The 24,873-nt window shown below is 57.7% G+C and carries 18 protein-coding genes; 7 read left to right on the forward strand and 11 right to left on the reverse strand.

The window, feature by feature from the left end:
• The first annotated feature begins 64 nt into the window (after positions 1–64).
• The 3 genes from HFX_RS20225 to HFX_RS17365 all read left to right on the forward strand — a co-directional run bounded on the left by HFX_RS20225 (position 65) and on the right by HFX_RS17365 (position 5,781).
• The gene (locus tag HFX_RS20225) at positions 65–250 is read left to right on the forward strand and encodes a hypothetical protein (protein WP_049964098.1); all 186 of its coding nucleotides are present in this window, start codon (positions 65–67) and stop codon (positions 248–250) included.
• 311 nt (positions 251–561) lie between these two features.
• Positions 562–1,335, forward strand: coding sequence for a hypothetical protein (locus HFX_RS17360; RefSeq protein ID WP_137685693.1), 774 nt, complete (start codon positions 562–564; stop codon positions 1,333–1,335).
• Positions 1,336–2,022: 687 nt separating this feature from the next.
• A complete protein-coding gene (locus HFX_RS17365; RefSeq protein WP_004061000.1) occupies positions 2,023–5,781 on the forward strand; it encodes a glycoside hydrolase family 97 catalytic domain-containing protein in 3,759 nt (1,252 codons plus the stop codon).
• Positions 5,782–5,817: 36 nt separating this feature from the next.
• Here HFX_RS17365 and HFX_RS17370 read toward each other — a convergent pair whose 3' ends face one another.
• Together HFX_RS17370 and HFX_RS17375 are read right to left on the reverse strand one after the other, a co-directional pair.
• Complete coding sequence (locus tag HFX_RS17370) at positions 5,818–6,849, reverse strand: PAS domain-containing sensor histidine kinase (RefSeq protein ID WP_004060999.1); 1,032 nt, start codon at positions 6,847–6,849, stop codon at positions 5,818–5,820.
• 99 nt (positions 6,850–6,948) lie between these two features.
• Positions 6,949–7,236, reverse strand: coding sequence for a helix-turn-helix transcriptional regulator (locus tag HFX_RS17375; RefSeq protein WP_004060998.1), 288 nt, complete (start codon positions 7,234–7,236; stop codon positions 6,949–6,951).
• 627 nt (positions 7,237–7,863) lie between these two features.
• Between HFX_RS17375 and HFX_RS17380 the strand changes: the two genes are divergently transcribed.
• Both HFX_RS17380 and glmU read left to right on the forward strand, forming a co-directional pair.
• Complete coding sequence (locus tag HFX_RS17380; RefSeq protein ID WP_004060997.1) at positions 7,864–9,231, forward strand: succinylglutamate desuccinylase/aspartoacylase domain-containing protein; 1,368 nt, start codon at positions 7,864–7,866, stop codon at positions 9,229–9,231.
• A 123-nt stretch (positions 9,232–9,354) separates the two neighbouring features.
• Positions 9,355–10,536: a bifunctional sugar-1-phosphate nucleotidylyltransferase/acetyltransferase gene (glmU, locus tag HFX_RS17385; RefSeq protein WP_004060996.1), complete on the forward strand. Its 1,182-nt coding sequence runs from the start codon at positions 9,355–9,357 to the stop codon at positions 10,534–10,536.
• A 152-nt stretch (positions 10,537–10,688) separates the two neighbouring features.
• On the opposite strand, the gene HFX_RS17390 is transcribed toward glmU, so the two are convergent.
• The 9 genes from HFX_RS17390 to HFX_RS17430 form a co-directional block, all read right to left on the reverse strand.
• Positions 10,689–12,398 carry an asparagine synthase-related protein gene (locus HFX_RS17390; RefSeq protein ID WP_014732763.1) on the reverse strand — a complete coding sequence of 570 codons (1,710 nt, stop codon included), beginning with the start codon at positions 12,396–12,398 and terminating at the stop codon, positions 10,689–10,691.
• Positions 12,399–12,426: 28 nt separating this feature from the next.
• Positions 12,427–14,235: a glutamine--fructose-6-phosphate transaminase (isomerizing) gene (glmS, locus tag HFX_RS17395; RefSeq protein ID WP_049917575.1), complete on the reverse strand. Its 1,809-nt coding sequence runs from the start codon at positions 14,233–14,235 to the stop codon at positions 12,427–12,429.
• A gap of 379 nt (positions 14,236–14,614) precedes the next feature.
• The gene (locus HFX_RS17400; protein WP_004060992.1) at positions 14,615–16,609 is read right to left on the reverse strand and encodes a glycosyltransferase family 39 protein; all 1,995 of its coding nucleotides are present in this window, start codon (positions 16,607–16,609) and stop codon (positions 14,615–14,617) included.
• Between the two features lie 52 nt (positions 16,610–16,661).
• Positions 16,662–17,765: an ATP-grasp domain-containing protein gene (locus HFX_RS17405; protein WP_014732764.1), complete on the reverse strand. Its 1,104-nt coding sequence runs from the start codon at positions 17,763–17,765 to the stop codon at positions 16,662–16,664.
• A gap of 226 nt (positions 17,766–17,991) precedes the next feature.
• A complete protein-coding gene (locus HFX_RS17410; protein ID WP_004060990.1) occupies positions 17,992–19,017 on the reverse strand; it encodes a DUF354 domain-containing protein in 1,026 nt (341 codons plus the stop codon).
• Between the two features lie 29 nt (positions 19,018–19,046).
• Positions 19,047–20,333 carry a nucleotide sugar dehydrogenase gene (locus tag HFX_RS17415; protein ID WP_004060989.1) on the reverse strand — a complete coding sequence of 429 codons (1,287 nt, stop codon included), beginning with the start codon at positions 20,331–20,333 and terminating at the stop codon, positions 19,047–19,049.
• The gene (locus HFX_RS17420) at positions 20,326–21,750 is read right to left on the reverse strand and encodes a nucleotide sugar dehydrogenase (RefSeq protein WP_004060988.1); all 1,425 of its coding nucleotides are present in this window, start codon (positions 21,748–21,750) and stop codon (positions 20,326–20,328) included. Before HFX_RS17420 ends, HFX_RS17415 begins: the two co-directional genes overlap by 8 nt.
• A complete protein-coding gene (locus tag HFX_RS17425; protein WP_004060987.1) occupies positions 21,747–22,328 on the reverse strand; it encodes an acyltransferase in 582 nt (193 codons plus the stop codon). Before HFX_RS17425 ends, HFX_RS17420 begins: the two co-directional genes overlap by 4 nt.
• On the reverse strand, positions 22,325–22,519 hold the full coding sequence (locus tag HFX_RS17430) for a hypothetical protein (RefSeq protein WP_004060986.1): 195 nt from the start codon (positions 22,517–22,519) through the stop codon (positions 22,325–22,327). Before HFX_RS17430 ends, HFX_RS17425 begins: the two co-directional genes overlap by 4 nt.
• Before the next feature lie 418 nt (positions 22,520–22,937).
• Here HFX_RS17430 and HFX_RS17435 point away from each other — a divergent pair, with 418 nt between their 5' ends.
• A complete protein-coding gene (locus tag HFX_RS17435; RefSeq protein ID WP_004060985.1) occupies positions 22,938–24,116 on the forward strand; it encodes a DUF1616 domain-containing protein in 1,179 nt (392 codons plus the stop codon).
• Positions 24,116–24,682: a metal-dependent hydrolase gene (locus HFX_RS17440; protein ID WP_004060984.1), complete on the forward strand. Its 567-nt coding sequence runs from the start codon at positions 24,116–24,118 to the stop codon at positions 24,680–24,682. Before HFX_RS17435 ends, HFX_RS17440 begins: the two co-directional genes overlap by 1 nt.
• Positions 24,683–24,873: the final 191 nt, after the last annotated feature.

Raw genomic sequence — 24,873 nt, forward strand, 5'->3', positions numbered from 1 at the left:
TTCTCTTATCTGCAGTTCCTACCTAACAAGCCCCTGAACCAGCTTGGTTTCGTGGAGCGGTGGTATGGGGCCATCCTCCCACGGGTCGAACGACATAGACTCCTTTCCCGAGTCGCTGGACGTGCATGTTCTGTTCTTCGTGGTCGTCCTCGTCTGCAGAGATCACGCCGTCGAGGACGAGATCGTCACGGTCGAGTGCAACAAGCGGGGTGCCGTCGTGGCTCCGGAGCTTTCGAAATACCATTGTTGACACCCCATCGGCCACCCAATCCTACTTAGTTCTATCTTCGATGTGACTCGTTACGAGTGTGAGTCCGTGGTCGGTCCAAAACGTCGAACCGACAGACAGCGTATACTTCGAGAAGTGGCCACCACCACACACCCCCCACCGGGCGTATACTTACTTAACTATGGGGCGTTTTGGCGGACCCCCGGTGGTGGCCAATCCTCTGTGAAGTCTCGATTTAGGGTGGTGGGTTGCTCGAGGAACTGCGAGATCGACGTGGGTCAAGATACTGGTCAAGCAGCTAGATTGATATGACAATGGAATACATTGTTAACATGGTTGAGTTCTTCAAACTCGCATATAAGGCTCTGTCAGAGGTCAAATGTACAAATTGTAATTCAAGAATAACTGGCACACCAAAATTTGAACCATCAAACCAAGAGGGATTCAAAACTCAAATCAAATGTTCTGATTGTGGTGGAAGAAATTGGATATTCATTAAGGATATTGAAAGCCATCTGATCTTATCAATTGCAAACCGAGAAATTGATGAACCATTTGATGGGGATGAGTACATTTCTCGGAAGACAATCTATAAGCAAGATCTGGAAGAAAATCTTGTTGAACGGTCAGATTCTGAACTCTTAACAGCATTCGACGTTTTAAAATTGAATTATCAACGGAGGGACAGTGTATTCGATCAAATAAGCTTAGAAATGGTTTTCCATCCAGATTCTCAGGCCTTCGTCTATACTGAGATTCACAATTATGTTTCGTCAGCATATACTTTTGATGAGATTCTAAATAATACTGTTGAGAAATTGGGAATTGAAGAAGAGGTTGAGTTTCTATCTGATGACAAGTATGATACCCACCGGAAACCAATTCTTGGCCTAAGGCATTATGTTCAGCACAATCAATTAATGCCAATTTCGATTAATATGCATCCAATTATTGAAGGAAAGTCAGGTTCAGAACCACCAATCTCGATTAAAAAAAAGACGATATTCGAAGACTGGACTCTGGTGTCTCAAAAGATTCTAAAGACGGATACAATTGTAGTTTTGATTGGCATTATTCAGAAATTGGGGGAAGAGAAATCAACCTAATTGAACTGGGAAGAGAACACTACCGTGCCGCGAATAATCGTGTTGGCGTTGTTAGAAAAATAATAAGCCGCGCCGAGTAGGCACGCGACCCTCATTTCATCTGTTTCATCTGGAGTCTGCGAAGCAGACTCCGGTAATCTTGGTGTGTGGCTCTTTAGCCACACCGCGGTAGTTGCAGTAACCTCCTGTATTACTGCTATGCCGGCTCTACGCACCAAACGCTGCCTCTAACTTCTCATACATCCATTGACGGCGAGCTTTCCGCTTTTGCTCCCATCAGGTAGGTTCGAAGGACAACTTCGTCGACGAACTCCACTGGCCATCCTCTGAAACTGGGCGCGCGCGACTCACTAATTTTATATAGCGATATTCAATTCATCCATCTCAGACCAAACTATCGCGCCATTTCGCTAATCCTCATTGTCTCACTGCGACAATGATACTAGTAATACAGTCAAATTTCTGTTCTTTTTGTCTACAAACCTGAATACCAGCAAAGGAACGCACCAAAAAATCGGCTAAGCCACAGCCATCGACTTCCCTGCCACCAGACCTACAGAAACATTCACAAAAGTACTCAACCATCGAATTCCGACGATAGAAGCGATAAAACCGTGCAATAAAGTATGAACACATATTTCTTCGGCAATAAGACTTTTATTCATTATCGAATAACGAATTTTCAGGATGTCCGATAGAGAACCTCAGACAAACGACGACAGGGCGGAGTTCGGAAGACGCCAGTTTCTCGGCGGGCTCACGTCGCTGGCCGCAGCAGCATCGTACACACTCGACGTCCCCGACACGGTCGCTTCGACCGTGTCGAATAGCGATGATGAACTCGCCCAAACAATCTCGTCTCCGGATGGTGCAGTCGCAGTCGAGTTCGATGTCTCGTCGGGGACGCCAACGTACACCGTTTCGTACGATGGACGAACCGTCGTCGAACCGTCGTCGCTGGGGTTCGAGTTCGACGGGCAGCCCGCTTTCGGGACCGAACTCACGGTTACCGGGACCGAACGCTCGGCGGTAGACGACCGATGGACACCCGTCTGGGACCAATACAACGAAATCCGTGAGCACTACAACGAACTCCGTGTTGGTCTCGCCGAGACGACCAGTCCTGAGCGGGCGCTCACAGTTGCAATTCGTGTGTTCGACGACGGTCTCGGACTGCGGTACGTATTCCCCGAAGACAGTGGCTTCGGCGACTTTGTCATCACCGCAGAGCGGACGGAGTTCGCATTCGGCGGCGACTACACCGCGTGGTGGATCGAGAACGACTTCAACAGCTACGAATACGGGTACAAGGAGACGCCGCTGAGCGAAATCGGCGAACGAAGCCCCTTCGGCGGTGCTCACACCCCGATGACGATTCAGGCCGACGATGAAACGTATCTAAGCATTCACGAAGCCAGCCTCGTCGATTACGCGGCGATGGGGGTCGAACCCACGTCCTCCGGGGGGACGGCCTTCGAATCGACGCTCGCACCACTCCCCGATGGGACGAAGGTGGCGGCGACGGCACCCCACGCAACCCCGTGGCGGACGATTCAGGTCGGGTCGAGACCGGGTGACCTCGTCGAGTCCAACCTCATCGTGAACCTCAACGAGCCACACGACCCTGCCGATTTCCCGCACGGAACCGACTGGATCGAACCACAGAAGTTCCTCGGCGTGTGGTGGCTCATGATTACCGGACGCGCAGATTGGGAGTACCGCGGTCCCGAAACCGGAAACCACGGCGCACAGACCAAGCGCATGAAGCGCTACATGGACTTTGCCAGCGAGCACGACATTCCGAGCGTCCTCGTCGAGGGCTGGAACGAAGGCTGGAGCACCTACCCCGGCGACGGCAGCGCCATGGACTTCGACGAGAGCTACCCGGACTTCGATATCGAGGAGGTGACCGACTACGGTCGAGCCCTCAACCCACCGGTTAGAATGACCGCACACAACGAAACTGCGGGCAACATTTCGAACTACGAGTCGCAACTCACTTCGGACAGTTCGAGTCCGTTCGCTTACTACGATTCACTCGGAATTCACTCGATAAAGACAGGATACGTCGCCGACAGCGGCGTTAGCATCGACGGTGAGACGTACAATCACCACTGCCAACCACTCGTCAACCACCATCGACTCGTGTACCGCGAGGCGGCCAAACACCGGCAGATGTTGGAGATTCACGAACCACTCAAGCCGACCGGCGAGCGCCGAACCTTCCCGAACGTGATGACACGAGAGGGCGTCCTCGGACAGGAGTACGACTCCTTCGGACGCGTCGGTCCATCGCATCACGTCACGTTCCCGTTCACCCGGATGCTCGGCGGTCCCGTCGAGTACACGCCGGGAATCTTCGACATGGACTCCGGGTCCGGCGGCATCGAAACGACGCGAGCGAAGCAACTCGCCATGTACCCGACGTACTTCAGCGGCCTGCAGATGGTCTCCGACCTCCCGAGTTCGTATCTCGCCGACCGAGACACGGCACTCGAAGTCGGAAGCGTGACACAGGCGGAAGATGCAGAACGGAATGGGTTCGCAACAGCCGCGAAGTGGGCCGGGGCATTCGGCGGTAAGTACGTCCCGGTCGACCCCAACACCGTCGACCACGGGGCCTCACTTTCGTGGCCTATCGAAAACGTCCCGAGCGCCGGTGAGTACGACCTTCACTTCCGATACGCGAGCGACGCGACAAACAACGCCGTACCCGAAGGGACACCTCGAACAGCGACTGTACTCGTCGATGGGGACGCACAAAAACAGGCGACGTTCCCACCGACGGCGTACTGGGACGAGTGGAACGCGATTTCAGTCCGCGTCTCGCTGTCGGCCGGTGCAAACACGGTTACACTGACGCTCGGAGACGACGACACCGGCGGGTTCAACCTCGATTCGGTGGCAGTGACGGAACCGGACTCCTCGATGCCCGAACCCGAGACGGACCCGACCCGGAGGCCGACAGTCGATGCGTTCGACTTCATCGAGTCGGTTCCCGCCGGTCCGTGGGACGACACTCGCGTGCTCGATGCGGAGATTGGCTCGTACTCCGTCATCGCACGAAAACGCGGAGATGAATGGTTCGTCGGAGCCATGACCGACGAAAACGGCCGGGCACTCGACATCTCACTCGACTTCCTCGACAGCGCACCGGGACAGCGAGACGGGCACGCATCGAGTCCGGGGAAATCGAGCGGTAAGGGTCACAGGAGTTCGAATGGCAAGGCCCACGAGAACGCCACCGGTCTCGGCCACACGAAGGGGAAATACGTCGCAGAACTGTACTCCGACGGTGTCGACGTCGCGTACGGGTCGAATCCGAACCTCGAACCGGTTCGCGTGGACGAGGCAATCGTCACGGCGGATACGACGCTTCTCGCCTCGATGGCCGAGACGGGCGGGACGGCGATTCGACTCAAGCCAGCAACGAGTGACGACCTCGAACGGCTTCCGACGTACCAGCGACCTGAGCAAGACATCGAAATCTCGATTCGAGACAACCCGTTCGTCAGAGAGTCGTTCGTGACCGCGACGGGGTCGAACTCGGGGGACTATATCGGCGGCACCACTGTCGAAATCGTCGTCGACGGCGAGAACGTGGCTACGTCGAACGTACGGTTCCCACCCCACACGACCGACCAACAGGACACACTCTCGTACGCTATCGACACGCCCGGAACCTACGAAGTCACCGTTCGAACAGCCAACGGACAGACGCTCACTTCCGAGACGGTAACGGTGAAGCCTCCGGAAACCGTTGCGAAACTCTCCGACCCGACGGGTGACGACGACGGTCCGGGAGCCTACACGTACCCGACAAACGGGGCGTTCAAAGAGGGAGCATTCGACCTGCAGTCGGTCACCGTCGAACAGACACCGGGCAGGTATCAGGTAACCTTCGAAGTGGAGGACTTGTACAACGCCTTCGGGAGCGGTCGAGGGTTCTCGCCACAACTGTTCCTCCTGTGGGTTCGTGACCCGAACAAAGACGGCGGAACCGACAGGAGTCTCGACGACCTCGGCGCAACCGTCTCGTTCGAAGATTCGTGGCACTACCGCCTCGAAGTGAGTGGATTCACGAAGAGCGCCGTCGACGCGACTGGAGCAGCCCTCAGCGACGAATCGGGGAACGCCATCACACTTCAGGAAACTGTCGACCGCGAGTCGAATACGGTCACGCTCACGTTCGACCGAGCGGCCTTCGACGGCGTCGACGCGGGAACACTGGAAGTCGTCGCTGCGGTGCAGTCCGAAGACCGGGGGTCGCTTCGTCCGGTCAAAGAAGAACGTGGAGCGTACGTCTTCGGTGGTGCGAAGTCGGGCGCAGTCGACGACGCACCGCTCATTGCAGACCTTATCGTACCGGACGGGGATTCGCAAGCAACGGTGCTTGACTACGCCGACGGGGACCCAGCAACACTTCCGTACGTCGCACTGGAGTAAGTCGTCGGATGGTAGAAGCCGTCCAGAAAAGAGCCGTTACGAAGTCGAGTCGAGAACGGTGACACCGGTTATCTCGAACCGTGCGCCACCCGATTGACTCTCCGTAACGCCGATTTCCCATCCGTGGTTGTGGACGACAGTTTGGACGATAGAGAGTCCGAAGCCGGTTCCCTCGGGCGAAGTAGAGTATCCCGTGCTGAAAATTTGGTTCCAATCATCGGCCGGAATACCGTGGCCGTCGTCTTCGACGTAGAACCCATCGGCGAGACTACCGACAGATACAGTCACACCGTCACCCCCGTGTTCGATGGCGTTTCGAATGAGGTTCTCCAGAAGTTGTTTGACCTGTGATTCGTCGGCGCGGACGACGTGGTTGGTGTCGACTGCCAGTGTTGCCTCCCCTGTCTCGACAGTACCCCAACACCGAGTCACAACATCTGCGAGAACGATTCGACCCGGGTCTCTGACTGCTGTTCCCTCTCGTGCCAACATCAGCAGGTCGTTGATGAGTTCGAACGTCCGGTCGAGAGCCTCGGCGGCTTTCTGCAAATCTTCGTCGTTGTCGTGTCGTTCCAGTGCAAGTTCGAGTCGCCCCTGGATGACGTTGAGCGGGTTTCTGAGGTCGTGGGAGACGACGCTCGCGAACTCTTCGAGACGCTCGTTTTGCCGACCGATGAGACGTTCGTACTCCTTGTCATCTGTCACGTCGCGGTAGACCCAGAGGTTTGCTGGACCTTCCGGGAGTGTGTAGGGAACGTAACTTTGCTCGAAGACCCGGCCGTCGGTCAGTTTGAACTCCTCGCGGTCAATCTGCTCTCGGTGTTCGAGAGTCTCGTCGATAGCCGAAACGAACGCTTCCGAATCAACAAAGAGGTAGGCAACACTCTCTGCGAGGCGTTCGCAGTTCATACCCACGAGCTCAGATGGAGAGCGTTCGAGTCCGAACATCTCGACGAGTCGCTCGTTCGTTGCGAGAATATTTCGTGACGCATCCTCGACGAGGATGCCTTCCGGCAGATGTTGGACAACAGTCCGAACAATGTGCGTCGAGTCGTGTGTGTCGGTCATGCGGGGGCCGGCGAGTCAGTCGCTCGTACCGAATGGAGTCTCACCCCACATATAATTAATCAGTGTTCATCAGAAGGAGGAGAAAACGTACAGGACGTGTTAGACGGTCTGTTTCACGTATCGCCGTTCCCAGCGGCGGCGGTTCCTGATTGCTTTTTCGCCTTTCTCCGTGAGTACGTATTCGTTGGTTCGTCCGTTTTTACTCCCTTTGTCGACGAGACCCTGTTCAACGAGTTCATCGAGGTTGGAGTAGACGCGCCCCGCGAGCAGATTACGCCCCTGTGTCTCCCTCAGTTCCGATTTAATCGCTTGTCCTGACGAACCGCTCATTCCACTGATAACGAAGAGCAAATCGCGCTGAATCGCAGTCAGTTCGTGAACATCCATGAGAGAGCGCCACGGGTGCGACGTACATGAACCATCGAGATAGTTGCTCCTCTAAAAAGGTCCTAGAGGGGGACAACGATTCTCTCGCTCAATTGTAACAACTGGAACCGAGGTGAAAACCGTTCTAGTAACCAGATAATAATCCGGGAAGCCGCCTATGTTCAAATTGGGTCGACGGACGCTGCTCCCCACCGGCGGTTGTCGACCTATCCGCGAACTATCGCAGAACCCGGCTCCTGTCACGGGCTGCGACTGGGGTGGCCTCACTCTTTCTTTTTCTGCCACCACTGTAAGATGTCAGACACATACACAACGAAACCATACACGAACTGGCGATTGACCACAGACGTGAAAGAACCAAGGCGGCTGCATTAGCCTCTATATTAGCAGTAGAGACATCGAATAAACTTACAGCAACAGTATTTCGACACGACAAATACACAAAATTAATATTTTGGCAGAAGTCCGACCAAATAATTTAATTTGTCGTCTGTAACCGGGATTCCCCTCCCCCTACACACAATCACACAGACAAATCGTAGTTATTCACACAAAAAATATATGAAGGCTGTCCATATGAAGCCCAGATATCACAAGAATACAGAACATCTGTTTGTCTGAACTGAAATGGCAACCCAACTCACTCGCCGTGACTTTTCGACTGCGACGGGAGGACTCGCGTTGTTCGGTACAATTGGTGTACAACGGGTCTCGGCGGGATTCACAGCAGGCCTCGTCGGAACCGCCCCGTACCTCAGTGAACGTCTCTATCCAACAATGGGGACGGACGACGAGAACCCGACGCTCGTCGTCTACGTGAATTTCCTCTCCGAGGACTCGCAGTACTTCGTTCAGCACAACCTCGAAGACATCGTTCGCGAGTACGTCCTTCCGGGCGAACTCAATGTCGAACTTCGCTTCCTCTCGTACCGCCCGGACGCTATCGACGACTACCTCGTCAGCGACGACGAAGGAGAAGCCCGCGCGTCCCGCGCCGCCCACGGGGTCTGGGACGTCGAACCGGAGAACTTCTGGGAGTTCTTCGAATTCATGTTCTCGAACGTCACGACGAAATCCTACACGCACACCCAGTTGGAGTCCCATATGGGCCGCAGCGGAGTCCGAAACACGACAAAGATAGCCAACCGAGCATACCGCGGCCGATACAACAGCCTCGTTCGTTCTGCGACCGAAGAGGCAATCCGGTACGGCGTCCCCACCGTCCCTCGGGTTCGCCTCCTTCGTGACCACAAGCGCGGGAACTACACCGACATCCTCGGGTGGACGCAACGACGTCTCGATAGAGTCAACAGCGGAAGCGTACAGACGCACTCGCTGCTTCCGGGGACAAAATACGAGACGCCAGTCCACGTTATCGACTCGGGAAAACCCGGACCCGTGGCCTTTGTCGTCGGTGGGATGCACGGTGAAGAGCCGGAGGGATACACCGCCGCACAACAGATAGCGCGATTTCGTCCGACCGGCGGGAAACTCGTTGTCCTCCCCCGGGCGAATCAGCCAGCTATCGGTATCAAGGCACGGTACACTATCGACGGCGATCTGAACCGCCAGTTCCCCACCGGAGAAGACCCGACGAGCACGCTCGCGCGGGCCATCTGGAACGAACTCGTCTCACACGACCCGGACGTCGTCGTCGACCTCCACAGTTCGAGCGGTATCTACAAGTACGACGGGAAGGTCGGACAAGCAATATTCCCCACCAGTGCCACACCAGAAAACGCGAGAGACGCCTGTAACGCCGTCAACGAGCAGTACATCGACCGGTCGGAGTACCCGCCGTACTACGACTTCAACCGCGGGAACTCGCTGGGTGGCTCGCGGCCCCTACTCATCCACAAAGTGTACGGCGACCTGCACCTGCCCGGATACATCGTCGAAACGACGCGTAAGGACACTCACTTCGAAGACAGGGTGATGTGGGAAGTCGCCGCCGCACGCGACCTGCTCTGGCAACACGGTATGCTCTTCGGGTGAGTTACTTCGACGAGTCCCAAACACCCGACACAGATACCTTAATCGACCGTTGTAGAGGCCGCACTCAGCTGTATTCTGGCTTATCTCGCGCATAATAACGCCCATCGTTCGACTACGTCAGGTATGCAGGCTATCGTACTCGCGGCAGGGAGAGGAACTCGAATGAAACCGCTGTCGAACGACGTGCCCAAACCCATGCTCTCGGTCGCGGGCCGACCTATCGCGGCACACACCGCTCGTGCGGCGGTCGAAGCCGGAGTCGACGAACTCATATTCGTCGTCGGCCACGGACAACAGACAGTTCGAGAGTACTTCGGGTCCACGTACCACGGCGTTCCGGTCACCTACGTGGTTCAGGACGAACAACAGGGAACTGCAGATGCCGTTCACGCCGCGAGAGAATTCATCGACGGCCCGTTTGCCGTCTTCTACGGCGACAACCTCTATGACACCCCGAGTATCGCCTCGCTATTTGAAGTTGCTCCGAGTGTTGCCTCAGTTTGTGTCTCGAACCCGTCGAATTACGGCGTCCTGAACGTCTCCGACGGCAGCGTCACTGGAATCGTCGAGAAACCAGACAGACCGCAGAACAACCTCGTAAACGCCGGTGCGTATGTTTTCCCCGAAGAAGCCCGCGACATGCTCGACGTACCACCAAGCGAGCGTGGTGAACGCGAACTGACCGACGTTCTCGAACAGGTCATCTCGGAACACGACGTTTCACCTGTCGGACTCGACCGATGGGTCGATGTTGGACGCCCGTGGGAGCTACTGGAAGCCAACGAGTGGAAACTCAGGACAATCGAGCGTCGAATCGACGGCGACGTGAGCGACGATGCGACCATCCAAGGCGATGTTGTCATCGAGGAAGGCGCGACTGTTCGCTGCGGGAGCGTCGTCGAAGGCCCCGCGTACATCGCCGCAGGCGCGTCAGTCGGTCCGAACGCCTACATCCGCGGGTGCAGTTTCGTCGGGCCTGGCGTTCGCGTCGGCCACGCCGTCGAGATTAAAAATAGCGTTCTCCTCGAAGGCACAAACGTCGGCCATCTCTCGTATCTCGGCGATAGCGTCGTCGGGCGGCACGTCAACTTCGGTGCGGGGACCAACGTTGCCAACTTACGGCACGGCAGTGAAGCAATCACCGTCCCAGTCAACGGAGAGCCTGTTTCGACCGGTCGCAAGAAGTTAGGTGCTATCGTCGGTGACAACGTCAAGACGGGGATTAACACTGGACTCAACGCCGGCGTGAAACTATCCGAAGGCACGCAGACGAGACCCGGCGAGACTGTGGCGCGAGGCCGTTAAAACAGACGTTCAGGCGTCTCGTTCGAACGCTACTGAGAACGAGGTCGACAATCTATCCACGAACGCACCAACGATCATCAAAATCTATCCACGAACGCACCAACGAGTCACGAAACGCAGAACAGCGAACAACTGAGAGAACCCCGACCAAATCAGGAGTCCGTGAGCAGTCGCTCTGGGGGGCACAACACGTCGTTCGGTGTGAGGACGTTGTTGTCCACGGCGGCGTTCATCCACGTGGTGATGTCGTTGATGCGGAGTTTGACCCTGACCGGTAGTTTGTGGATACACGGATATCCGGGGAAGAGTTTGTGGTCGAGTTCGTTTTCCGCGTACTGCGCCTGCAGGTCGGGCCATGGTGCGCTGAATGGCTCGATGAGCGGGAGTTTCCGTCGCAGGAATTTCTCTATCTGGTTCTTTCGGTGCGAGTGATACGGCCGGTCAGGTGGGCGATGCCTGAAGATGTTCGGGTCGAGTTTCCGAATCGCCTGCTTCATCGTCTTCGTGTTCCGCTTTTCCGGCGGCGTCTTCAGGTGCCAGTCGATGAGTTCCGCGTCGGCCGCGACGAACGACTCGATGTAGTTATCGGACAGTTCGAAATGGAACGGGAGCGTCGGCTGGTTCTGGATACCGATGAGCGAGATGCTGTTGTAGACGTTATCGTAGCGGTCGGACCACTTATCGAGTTGCTCTTGGATGACATCGTCGATAAACCCCAGACTCGTGTCGAACTCGTCGTAACACTCGGGGAAGACGTGGTCGCACGCCGGATGATAGACGAATTTCGACGACAGAACTTCCGTGACGTTCGGGTCGGACTCGAGACCCTTCAACGGGAACTTGTTCCCGAAGAGGTTGACCACGTTCCGCGGGAGGAAGTGACCGCGGAGGAACGTATCGAAGAACAAGCCGTGGAAGATGGTGTCGACATCGATCTTGTCGTCACACCCTGCATGGTGGATGTGAATCGACTCGCGTGTCCCGAGAGTGTACTCGATGGTCTCTTCATCGACATTGAGATAGTTCTCATCCACGATGAGCGTCTCGTGGTCAGCGCCGTACTGGTTCGCGATGGAACGGGCGGCTTTTACCTCCGGGTGTTTAGGCGCACCGAGCGTGTAACACACGTCAATATCCGGATGCTGTGCGACGATGGCCCGGGAGTCGTAGCCGCCACTCAGGAGCAATCCATGTCGGCCGGGATAGATTGTTCGGCGCTTGATGGCACGTTCCAGCCGTGATGCAAGTTCGTCGACGTAGTCGAACTCATCCGGGTCGGCAGGGTCGTAAACGAAGCGCGAAAGCGTTCCAGCTCCGGAAGCGGTGATGTACCCATCGAACGGGATACACTTGAGGCGGGTGAAAACCGTCCGTTCGTCGACGACGACGCCCATATGAACGTATTCGAGTAGCCCACGGGTGTCGACTTCCGTGCTGGGAATGGCCGACAGAACACGCTGAGGGTTCGTCCCGAACACCCGACCGTCGGGTGTGTCGGCGTAGAAGCACTGCCACGTGCGTGCCGGGTCGGTTGCGATGATAGCATCGTCGTCGTATTCGACGAAGGCGAGGAACGACCCGTTGAGCTCAGAGAACGCTTCGCGGCCGACCACCTCGTATCTATCCAGCGTGTACTCGGCCAACGGAGTCGAGACGCCGTCCGGCGGGAGAATCTCCCCCCAGAGGACACAGCTGCCTCGTTCGTCACTGTACGTCGACGACCGACCCGGGAACCCGAGCGCCGGGTCACGAATCGCGACGGTGGCGCACTCGCCGTCTACAACCCAGTCGAAACTCGACCGGGACACGAGACTGTCGAACATGCCGTCATCATCAAGGACGCCAAACAGTTCTTTGTTCATCGTCAGGAGATGCGATTCGATAGGGGATTCATTCGACAGTGACACTCTTTGCGAGGTTGCGGGGCTTGTCGATGGCCCTCCCCAACTCGGTTGCGCAGTAGTACGAGAGGAGTTGTAACTGGACGTTTGCGAGGAGGTTCGAGCAGACCGGATGCATATCGGGGATCGAGAGGTGGTCGTCCGCGGTGTCGACGATGCTGTGGTCCGACGTCGAAACGGCGATAATCGGTGCTCCACGCGTCTGTGCCTCCTTGGCGTTCGTCACCGTTTTCGAACTATCGTCCGCACAGACGGCGAAGACCGGCGTACGGTCGGTGACGAGTGCCAACGGACCGTGTTTGAGTTCGCCGGACGCGAACCCCTCGGCATGCTCGTAGGTGATTTCCTTGAACTTGAGCGCACCTTCCTTTGCGACTGAACACCCGAGTCCGCGTCCGATGAAGAAGTACGCGTTCTCGTCGAGGTACTTCTCGGCCAGACGAGTAGCGTTGCTCGACTGGAGCACACCCTCGACGGCATCAGGAAGGTCGGTCAAATCCGAGAGGAGTGCTTCGATGTTATTGACTCGAGATGCGTACTGGTTGACGCGGGCGAGATGCTGGCTGAGGAGCGTGAGCATCGCGGCCTGCGAGGAAAACGTCTTCGTCGCCGCCACGCCGATTTCGGGACCTGCGCGGATGTACAGCGGTTCGTCTGCTTCGCGGGCGACGGTCGATTGGACGACGTTCGTCACCGCGAGCGTGTCGAGGCCGACATCGTTCGCACGGCGGAGTGCGCTGAGGGTGTCCGCGGTTTCACCGCTCTGGGTGACCGCGACGAAAAGCGTGTTGTTCGAGGGAGTACCCGCGGTCAAATCGTACTCACTGGCGCGAATCGCACGCGCCGAAAGCCCACAGCGGTTCAACAGACACGCTGCGAAGAGCGCAGCATGATACGAAGTCCCACATCCGACGAGGTGGACGGTTTCGACCTCCGAGAGGTCGCTTTCGATGTCGAGGTCGGTCGAACCCGAATCGAGATCGACTCGCCCCTCAATCGTCTTCCGGAGTGACGTCGGTTGGGTGTGTATTTCTTTGAGCATGAAATGGTCGTACTGGCCTTTGCCCGTCTCGTCGGGTTGCCAATCGACCTGTTCGACTTCGCGCTGTACCGACTGGTCGTTGTCGTCGACGATGTTGACGCCATCCGCTCGGACCTCGATTGTGTCTCCGTCCTCGAGATAGACGACGTTGTCAGTGTGGTCGAGGAACGCCGGAACGTCGCTTGCCAGAAAGTACGTGTTCGCTTCGACGCCGAGCACGAGCGGCGACCCCTGACGGGCCGCGTAGATGGAGTCGTTTTCGTCGACGACGACGGCAATCGCGTAACTACCCTCGAGTTCGTTTACCGTGTGCTGGAAGGCTGCAAGCGGTTCGTTCCCGCGTTCGAGGTAGTAATCGACGAGGTTCGGGATGACCTCGGTGTCGGTGTCGCTCGTGAACTCGTATCCCTCGTCGATGAGTTTCGCCTTGAGCGCCTCGTAGTTCTCGATGATACCGTTGTGAACGGCCGCAACCCGGTCCGTTTGGTCCGTGTGCGGGTGCGCGTTCTCGTCGGTCGGCGGGCCGTGTGTACTCCATCGAGTGTGTCCGATGCCGATTCGCGCCTCGGATTCCACGTTGGCGATGGTCTCTTTGAGGTCTGAGACCTGCCCCGAGCACTTCCACACGTCGAGTCCCGTCCCGTTTTTGACGGCGATACCGGCGGAGTCGTAGCCGCGGTACTCGAGTTTTTCAAGGCCGGTTACGAGCGGGTCGAGAGCTCGCCCGTCACCGACGTGCGCGATAATACCGCACATATTAGCGCCACCTCCGAGCGCGTCTCGTTCGACGTCCACTCACGCTCCACGAGCGGGGCGCTGTGCGCGATGCGGCGCAGTCTGTTTCTTTCGAGCGTTGAATCTGGCGTATCATGGTTTGTGAGGGGAACGGTAGACGGCTGGCCGCCCCCTACGAACCACATACAGTGAAACCCCCATTACTATAAACGAGCTAAGTAGTCATCGGGCGGCTAGAACTGGTAAAGCCGTCCTCTCGTCGGTCGATTCCGCGGTGTACAGAACACCCGAACCACCGTCTCCCTGGCCGTGTCTCACCTCCAAGCAACGGATAAAGCCAGCTTACCGGGCCGATAATACTGTCTTCCAGCACGAGTTGTTTGGGAAATGAGGGTGGTAGCTACGTTCCGGAAAGAACCGGCGTTGGTTCCGCGCCGGGAAGCGTACAAATCGTAACGTGGCCGTTCGAGTAGACGTAGTTCGTCGTTGGCGGACAGACCGCCGTCTTCGGCGGGTTGTAATTCTGTACTGTCCCAGTCGCATTGTTCATGAAGTACGAGGCGTGTTCGGACTGGTACGTCCGATACACCATGATTCCTTGCGAAATCGGTCTCCCTCGTTTCATCGGTAACGCTTCCGCGGGATAGGCTTCTGTCCGCTCCCAGACTGTCCCGTACGGCAGGTCCGTGTAGAGTTTCGCTCCTTTTCTAGTCGGACGAGCAGCACCGAACGTTTCGACTGCGGCGAGTTCTGGGTCCGTGTACGACAGTCGTTCGTGCTGGTTCGGAAACACCGGGCTGTCCATCGCGCCGTCGTTCGACATAATCATCACGTTCGGGTAGAGCAACACGAACAAGAGTAAGACGACACCGATAACCTTGAGCGAAGTTCGGTCTGCAAGGTGTCGGAACCCGACGACCCCGATGATAGCGAGAAGAGCGTACAGGAATCCGATCCATCGACCCGGAACGAAGTTCTCGATACCGAAAAGCGGGAGTCCGAGTACGACGAACATCATCGCAATAATCGACCCGACGAAACAGTAGGTCGTCTGGGTTGCCCGCGACCGTCTGAGGACGGTGAGACACCCGATGACACCGGCGAAGATGAGCAAGAGGAACCCAGCTTCGGTGACGTAGGTAGACACCTGAGAGAGGAAGGTTGGACCGGTCGACTGCGCCGTTCCGGAGGCACCGGTCGAGCCGCCGCTGCCGCTGACACCGCTCAGGAAGCCAGCGTTGAACAAATTCACGTAGAAGTAACTGAGCACGGTTTCGAGGAAGGTATCCCCCTTGTACGGCGTCAGCGACCACGTAAACACGATGAGACCGATATTGAACCCCACGAGACCGGCGAGGTTCACCGGAGTAGAACCGCCGCCCGTAAGCGAAAGCGGGTCCGGTTCTTCGGTGAAGAAATCGAGCTGAAGCAACACCTGTGCGACGAACCCGAAACAAAGCAACACCAGCATGATGAACGACGAGACCTGATGGGTCAGGATGACCGTCGTACTAAACAGCACCAGAAGCCCGAAGTCACGCCACCTGTCGCTCGCGTGCATAACCCGGACGAGACTGTACATGCACGCAAGGAAAAACAGGAGACCCATGCTCGTCGGAATAAGGTGGATACCCCACCGGACGACCTGGTCTCCCATCGCGTAGAGCGCGGCGGCCGCAAGCGCCCACCGAAGCGGAACGAGCAATCGAGCTGTCCCATAGACGAAAAGCGAGACGAGCGGCATCACGATACCGAGCGAGAGGTACAGCGCGTTCCGAAGCGACAGACTCAGCAAGTGCGTCGACGACGACGCAAGCAGGTGAAACAGCGGCGATGCGTAGTACTTGTTGTCGTTGATAGCCGACAGCGAGTCGGCCTGTAGTATCATCTCGACGAACGTCGTGTGCGACCAAACGTCGATGCCGACGTATCCCGTTGTCGTGTAGAGCGCGGCAAAACGCACGACGAACGAGTAAATCACGACCTGTGTGAGAAACACCCCTGAGCGCAATTCTTCGTCCGGTGAGAGCAGTATTTGTCCGAGAAGTAAGACGCCGACGACGCCGCCGATGTCCATGAAGAGGACGCTTCGTTCACCCTGCAACACCGCGAGCGTGACCATCGCCGCAAGTCCGAAGAAGATGCCAACAGACAGAAGTCTGGTGACTGATGGCGTCAGCGTCGGAAGGCCGTCTGTCGTTTCCGTGCCCCGGGACGCGGCAAGGTAGAGAATACAGCCGGCCCCGAGAATCGGTGGAAGCGTCACGATGAAAATCTGTGACGAGAAGAATCGGATGGGGAACAACCCGAGAGCGAGCACAAGGCCAACGACCGCTGCGAGTACGTCGAGTTCTGTTTGTTGCAACCGTTCGCGTATCGATGAGATGAGGTTCATATGTTGAGACGTGCGTAACGCTGGAGTCGTTCGAGATAGACCACAGACACCGTTAGATAGTTCTTAGTTCTTTATCTGGACCGTAGAACACTTCCTGCCAATCGCGGGCGACGCGCGTACCCCAATCGATATCGACTGGGGGAAGTTCACGTCCGAGCGCATACTGCACGCCGAGCGCAGGCATGTTCGCGCCAGCGCCGACACACGCGGCAATCGACTCGGACAGACACGGGTCAACGGTGAGGAGTTTCGGGACTCCACTGGCAGTGTACTTAAATTGGAAAGCGACGTTGTACTCCAACTCCAAGAATGAACAGATTTCGCGGGTCCGCTCGATGAGTTCCGGGCGTTCTTCGACCGTGCTTGTAAACGAGTGGCCGTCACACGATTCGTTGTGGGAGCGAGAGACGACAACTGGAGTGTCTGCTGTACGAGAGAGAGCATCCACGGTGAACTCTTCACCGGGAAGGTACTCCATGACGACGAGATTCGGGAATTCGTCGATTTCCATGAGGATGGGAAGGACGTTATCCAACGTAGTCACGGTGCTGTTCGGTTTCTGATTCGTCAGAATTCCCGACCGGTCTATCTTCGAATCGAGAATGTGAAAACCACGCATCTCGTTGGCGATAGAGGGCTTGAAACAGACACGTTGGTGAGGGTAGCCGAGTGCGTGAACTGCGTCGATAAACTCTTCTGGAGTAGTAACGCGATAAAATTCGGGCACAGAGGGGTGAACCTGTTTGGCGAGTCGGTCGTAGAGTTCCCCGGTGTCGCTTGTAATCGACACGGCACGCGGGTCCGAAACCATCACTTCGATGCCGTCGTTTTCGAAGGCTGATTTCGCTTCAGCAAGCAACCGAAGTTCCGCGGCCATGAGGGGAAGAATCACATCAACGTCTTCCCTCCGGGCGATTCCTCGTACGTCGGAGATGTAATCGCCGCCGTTAACGGGGGAGACAGTAGCCGCTGTGTCGACGAAACTGAATCCGCACGCATCAGGGTCCGTATCTACGCCGACGACGCGAGCGTCGAACGCCTCGGTCTGACGGAGGGCTTTGACGATCCCCGACGTGCCGAGTCGACCGGCACCGGCCACCATCACGGTCACATCACCGTCACGGCTCGAAGATTGAACTGTATCCAGCAGTGTCATAGTGATAGTTCAAGAACTACACGGTCCTTATTATATACTTGGTAAATGATGTGTGCCCGCGCGATTCGACAGAACACGGGTTCCCACGCGCCCAGCATATCGACCAGTTTGGTTCGAGGCGGGAGAGAAGAGGGGTACTTACCCCCGGACCGAGCATGGGTCGGACACTCGACCAATGGGTCAGACACTCAGGCCACCACCTGAGAGACGACGTGAAATTCGCGGCTTACGTTCCGGCCTCGAGAACCCGCTGGACGATAATGTCCGTCGCGTCCACTTTTTGATTGAGGAGCGCCCGGCGTCGTTCGTCCCAATCGATGTCGGACAACCGGAGAATGTCGACCGCTCGCTTCACGGCGTGCTTGTTTCGGTTCTCGCCGTGGTACCCATACAGCAGGTCGAACGACGCGAGGTCACGCATCAGTCCGGGGGCCGCGCTGTGGACGTACACGGTCGGTGTCCCGAGGACCGCGCTCTCCGAGGCCATCGTTCCACTCTCGCCGACGAAGAGGTCGGCGTACGCGAGCACGTGGTGGATGAGATGGGGGTCGATATCGATATCGTACCCGTCGAGTTCCGGAGGGAGCGCGTCGTCCTCCGCCGACACGAGAACCGTCGCACCCGCGTCTTCGAGACGGCCGACCAGTTCAGTCAGTCTGTCGAGACCGGCATCCCCAACGTCGTGTGCGGCACCCCAACTGACGAGTCGGAGGACGGCGTAGGTGTCGTCGGCATCGACCGGCAGGTCGTCGAGGGTGGACGGGTCGGGGTCGAATCGGTCGGGATGGAGGTACGCAAGCTCGTGATAGCTTGGATAACGATAGTGATTCGGGCCAGCGTCGTCGTGGTAACAGCCGGGTGTTGCAACCTCGTCGGCGAAGGGGAACGTAAGCGCATTCGAAAGCGTCGCGTGTTCCGTGTCGGTGAACACGACGCATTTCGCGCCGACGAGTTGTGCGACGTGTGACGCCTCGAAGCCGCCGATTGCGGCCATCACGTCCGGCTGGATTTCCTTCGCTTCGCGGTAGAGCCGATACTCGATTGCGAGTGTCGACAGCGCGACGCGGGGGAGCGACCCGCCGCGAGAGCCCAGAACCTCGTACTCGATTCCGTACTCATCGAGCAACGCAAGCGCCACGTCCTTGTCGAGCGCGCGGACGTGCACCTCGTGGCCACGCGCCTCGAACTCGTCGATAGCGTGTTTGAAGAAGTGGACGTGTGCGGGGTGCTGAATCGTGATGAGGATATCCATCGGTGAACAGGGATGGGAAAGCGGTGGTCTCACAACTGCGCGTAGTGGAAGCCGTGGGCGGCGGCCTCGTCGGCGTCGAACACGTCCGCCACGTCGACCATGACCGGGTCGGAGCCGAGACCCGCCGCCATCGCTTCGAGGTCGTACGCGGCGAACTCGTCGTGGGCGGTTGCGACGACGACGCCGTCGTAGGCCTCGAAATCGACCGTTTCAGTCACGTCGATTCCGAAGACCTCGCGCGATGCATCGGGGTCGGCGTGCGGGTCGTACCCCACGCAGTCGATGTCGAACTCGTCGAGTTTCTCGATCATCGTTCCGACCTCGGAACTCCGGATGTCGCCGACGCCGGGTTTGTAGGCGAGACCGAGAACCAACAAGCGGGTGTCCTGAAGGACGCGCCCGGAGTCGTTGATGGTCTTGACCGTCTTCCGGGCGGCGTGGACGGGAACGTACTCGTTAATCTCGCGCGCCTGAAGGACGAGTTTCGGCGAGAAGCCCTCGCGTTTGGACCGGTAGGTGAGGTAGAACGGGTCGACCGGGATGCAGTGGCCGCCGACGAATCCCGGCGAGTAGCCGTCGTGGAAGTTCCACTTCGTCCCCGCGGCTTCGAGGACATCCTCGGTCGTCAGGCCCATGTGGTCACAGGCGATAGCCAGTTCGTTGACGAGCGCGATGTTCATGTCGCGCTGGACGTTTTCGATGACCTTCGACGCCTCCGCCGTCTCGATATCGGGTGCTCTGTGAATACCCGCATCGACGATACTCCCGTAGAGTTCGGCGAGTTCGTCGCGGACGCGCTCGTCGTTCGCGCCGACGACTTTGACCACGTCGCGGACGCCGCGACCGGTGTCGCCGGGCGAGGCGCGCTCGGGCGAGTAGCCGACGAAAATGTCTTCGCCGACAGTGTAGCCTGATTCGGATTCGAGCGCGGGCACGAGAACCGATTCGGTCGCACCCGGGTAGACCGTCGATTCGAGGACGACCGTCGTCCCCGGCGAGATGTACTTTCCAACCGTTTCAGCCGCCGATTCGACGAACTGCAGGTCGGGATTTTCCATACTATCGACTGGCGTGGGGACCGTGACGATGACGAAATCCGCATCCGAGAGCTGCGCCGGGTCCGTCGTGAAAAACACGTCGGACGCCGCGACCCCCTCGTCGGTCACATCGCCGGTTGGGTCGGTTCCGCTGGAGAGTTCGGAGACCTTCTCCGAGTCGACATCGTAGCCGATAACCGACTTTCCGACGCGGTCGAACTCGATAGCCAGCGGAAGCCCGACGTATCCCAGTCCGACGACACAGACCGTCTCAGTCATGGAGACCAATCCCCTGATAGACGACGCTTTCGTCGTCTCGATACGCCGTCGCTGCCTGTCGACCGTCGACGAGGACAAGCGGGCAGTCGCTGTCGCCGTCACCGTCGCTGTCACTGTCACCGTCAGCGTCGCCGAAGGCAGGAATATCGAGGTGCTCGAACTCCTCGTGAGCCGTGACGAGAACCACAGCATCCACGGAGAAGTCGTCGCTCGTGATGCCGGGGGTGATTGTCGCACCCGCGTCCTCGAAGACGCTGGTGTCGTCGAGAATCGGGTCGGTGGCAGTGACATCCGCGCCAGCGTCCACAAGGTGCTCGATGACGGGAAGCGCCGGCGTCTTTCGAATCTCTTTGACGCCGGCCCGGTAGGTCAGTCCGAGGACGAGAATGGAGGCGTCTTCGGGGTCGACGTCGAGTTTCCGGAGTTCGTCGAGCGCGGACTGCGCGGTGACGTGCGGCATCTCGTCGTTCACGTCACGAGCAGTTCGCATGAGCGGTGCATCGGTCTCGAACTGCTTGATGAGGAACTGCGGGTAGTACGGGATACAGTGGCCGCCGACGCCAGCGCCCGGCGTGTGAATCTCGCAGAACGGCTGGGTGTTGGCCACGTCGATTGCCTCGGTCACGTCGATTTCGAACTCGTCCGCGTGAGTCGCAAGCTCGTTTGCGAGGGCGATGTTGACGTCGCGGTAGACGCCCTCGAACACTTTGACCGCCTCCGCGGTCGTCGTATCCGAGACGGTGATAACCTCGTTCGAGGAAATCTGGTCGTAGATGAGCGCCGCCGCGCGGGTGCTTTCGGCGTCCGCGCCGCCGACGACCTTCGGATACGCACCGCGGATATCTTCGAGAGCGCGGCCGGAAGAGGTTCGTTCGGGGCAGAACGCGAGACCGAACTCGCCGAGGGAGAGTCCGCTCTGTTCTTCGAGTCGCGGGAGGAGGACATCACGGCACGAGCGAGGCGGCAGCGTCGATTCGAAGATGACGAGGTCGCCTTCGTCGAGACCCATCCCGATATCGTTTGTCACCGCTTCGATGACCGAGAGGTCTGGGCGGTCGTCCTCGTCGACCAGCGTCGGGACGATGACGACGTGAATACTCACCTCATCGGCGACTTCGCGGGGTTCGGGACTCGCTTGGAGTGCACCGTCTGCGACAAGTTCCGAAACGAGGTCGTCGAGACCCGGTTCGCCGACGATGTGGCTTCGCCCGGCGTTAATTTCGTTGACGACGTTGGTGTCGATGTCCGCGCCGGTCACGTTCTCGGTGGTCTCGGCGTAGACCGCAGCAAGGGGGAGACCCATCTTTCCGAGTCCGTAAACGCCGACCGGGATGTGGCCGGAAGTCAGTGCGGCTACCTGCTCGTCTTCGGGTCGTTCGGACCCATAGAGGTTCGTAACGGTTGCTTGTGAGCTCATATCGAATTTTTTTCTTGGAGTTCCGCTGGAAGCGGATGGTGTTTGGTCGGCGTTCCAACTGCGAGCGTCTCCGGTGGAACGTCCTTAGTCACGACGGCACCAGCGGCGACGAAGGCGTTCTTGCCGACAGTCACATCTGGGAGGATAGTCGCGTTACCGCCGACAGAAGCGCCGTCTTCGAGCGTGGGGCCAGCCATTTCGACGTCCTGTCGAACCGGGTACGGGTCGTTCGTGAGGACCGCACCGGGCCCGACAAAGACGTTGTTTCCGATGGTGGTGTTGGTGGGGACGTAGACCCGACTCTGGAGGCTCACGTTGGAGCCAATGACAGATGTTCCGTCGATGACGGTCTTGGTACCGACGACGACATCGTCGCCGATTTGGGTGTTCTCTCGGACGAGGGCGTCGTGGCCGGTGATAAAGTCATCACCGATGTCCACGTCGCTGTAGATGATGGTTCCCGAGCGGATTCGGGCCTCGTCGCCGATGACGGTCTGCTTCGGGTCGTCACCGACGGGATAGCCGATGGTAACGTCGTCGTCGATTGTACACCCGGTTCCGGTGACGTACTCGTTCATGCCGACGTCGAGTCAGCGGTCGTCTCGTATTCGTCCGGGAGCGACGACCCACGGCCGACAGAGCGGTAGGTGGAGACGAGTACGAACAGTGCAACGAGTGCCGTAACGAGTTTCGTTTTAGTGCGCATGTGTTGGTCGGGGCGGACCGTCGCGGCCCGCGGTTCGAGAAAGAGGTCACAGGAGACGGCCATTATTATCGGGACGGTAAGAGAGTGAGCGAAGAAGAGCGTGTTACGTTATCGCGTACGAATCGGAGGGGTTGGCAAGTCGATAGTGTTCGGGTCGGTGCAGTTGGGTGGTCGGTAGTGTGCAAGTTGGAGAGATTGGGTGGTCGATAGTGTTCGGGTCGGTGCAGTTGGGTGGTCGGTAGTGTGCAAGTCGGAGAGGTTGGGTAGTCGATAGCGTGCAGATCAGTGAGAGTGAGTCGATAGCATTCGAACCGGCGACTCAGCTTGCGAGAATGGTTGGTTTATCCGATAATCAGCTCCTCACGAGGGTCAGACTGCCATCTACAAGCAGACCTTACCAGGCCGATAATCCGATTTTACGGCTCTTCTCGAAATGAACGGTCGCACCCATTTTTGAATGCACACTGTCAATCCGCGGGTGATGAAGTCGTCTTACCGTCGGTGGACACTCGACTTACTCCTCGTCGTCGCCGGAGCGGTCGCCGCACTCGCGGTGATTCTCCTCGGGGTCTCGGGGTCGGTCGTCCGGAGCCTCTTCGTTGTTCCATTCATCGTCTTCTATCCAGGCTACGCACTTCTTGCTGCGGCCTTTCCGGAACGGCGCTCCGACATTGAGTCCAATACGATGGGGAAAGATAGCTCGTTAACGCGACCGATACGACACACCGCCGGACTCCTGTACTCCGTTCGATTAGTCCTTGCAACGACATCGAGCGTCGCCATCGTCAGTGGAGTCGGTATCCTGACAAACTACTTCGGCTGGGGATTCCACGCCACCATCACGGGCGTCGGCGTGTTCGTGGTGACGATACTGTTCTCTGCTCTCGCCGTCGCCCGGCGGGCCATGCTTCCGGAGGAAGAACGATCAGGCCTCCCGCCGCTCCGTGCTCTTATCGGCAATGCGAAAACGGCTACAAGTGGGGTTCGTTCACCCCTCTCGGTGCAGTCGGAACGCTCGTCAGTGTCGCTCGCCGTTAACGTCCTCCTCGTCGTGAGCGTCGTCGCGTTCCTCAGTAGCGTCGGCTTCGCAATGGTCGAAACACAACAGCCAGAATCGGATTTCACCGAAGTGTATCTCGTAACCGAAAACGGGTCAGAATACGAAATCGGCGGATACCCCCAACAACTCTCGAAAGGAGAGCCGACGACACTGACACTCGCAATAGAGAACCACGAACACGAGTCCAAGACGTACACCGTTGTCACGGAACTCCAACGACTGGACAGAGCGGCCAACGAACCGTGGGTTGGAGAGACAGTCAACGAAACACAGCCCGTAGCGAACAACAAAACGCGGGCTGGGGGGAACAATGGAACGCTAGCTGTAGCGAACAACACACGGGTTGTAGAAGAACACGAACTCTCGCGGGTGCAGCGGTCAGTTGCAGACAACGAGACCGCGTACATCAACCACGACGTGACACCGCCCATGTCGGGTGACTCCTTGCGACTCGTGTTCTTTGTCTACGAAGGTGAGCCACCAGCAGAACCGAGCCGAGAAAGTGCGTATCAAACCGTCCAACTCGTCGTCTCTGTCGACGGCGGTGAAGGCGACACAGAGCCGGCTCAGCCACAAACGAACGAAGAGGCGAGCATCTGATGTTACCATGGGAGCACTTGCTCTTCGGTTACGTATCGTACTCGGTACTGAGCCGTGTCGTCTGGCGTCGCCCGCCGAGCGACAAAGCGGCACTGGCTGTCGCACTGGCGACGCAGATGCCTGACCTCGTCGACAAGCCCTTCTCGTGGACGCTCGGCATCATCACGACAGGCTACGGACCAGCACACTCTGTTTTCGTCGGCCTCCCCGTAATAATGCTCGTCGCTGGTTCGGCGCGAATACGCGACAAGCCCGTATCCATCGCCGCTCTTGTTGGGTATGCATCACACCTCGTCACCGACGTGCTCGCGCTTCGCGCGAACGGACCCAATTTCGGGCGGTTACTCTGGCCGCTTGCACCACAGGTACCATACGAAAGTAACATCAGTTTCATCGAACGCTTCGGAACGTACGTTGGAACATTCCTCTTTCAGATGATGCACCCGGAGAACCTCGTATTGGTACTCGGATACGTGGCTATCCTCTCGCTCGGCGCTGTCCTCTGGGTACTTGACGGAACACCGGGTATTCGATGGCTTCGTCATCGTATCGGAAGCGACCACTGAACGCCAACAAAGATGAGATAGGTTTGAGAAGACATATATCCATTCGGAACTTTGTTTAATTCTTTTAATTTTTAATAGTTTTAGAAATTATATTATATTATTAACGGCAACAAAATTCAAATGATTACAATGTTGACGGTCATGCGATGCGCAAAACAAGCGCAGATGGACAGCACAGAACAGTATCACGT

It is taken from the genome of Haloferax mediterranei ATCC 33500, from assembly GCF_000306765.2.
GTDB classification, from domain to species: Archaea; Halobacteriota; Halobacteria; order Halobacteriales; family Haloferacaceae; genus Haloferax; species Haloferax mediterranei.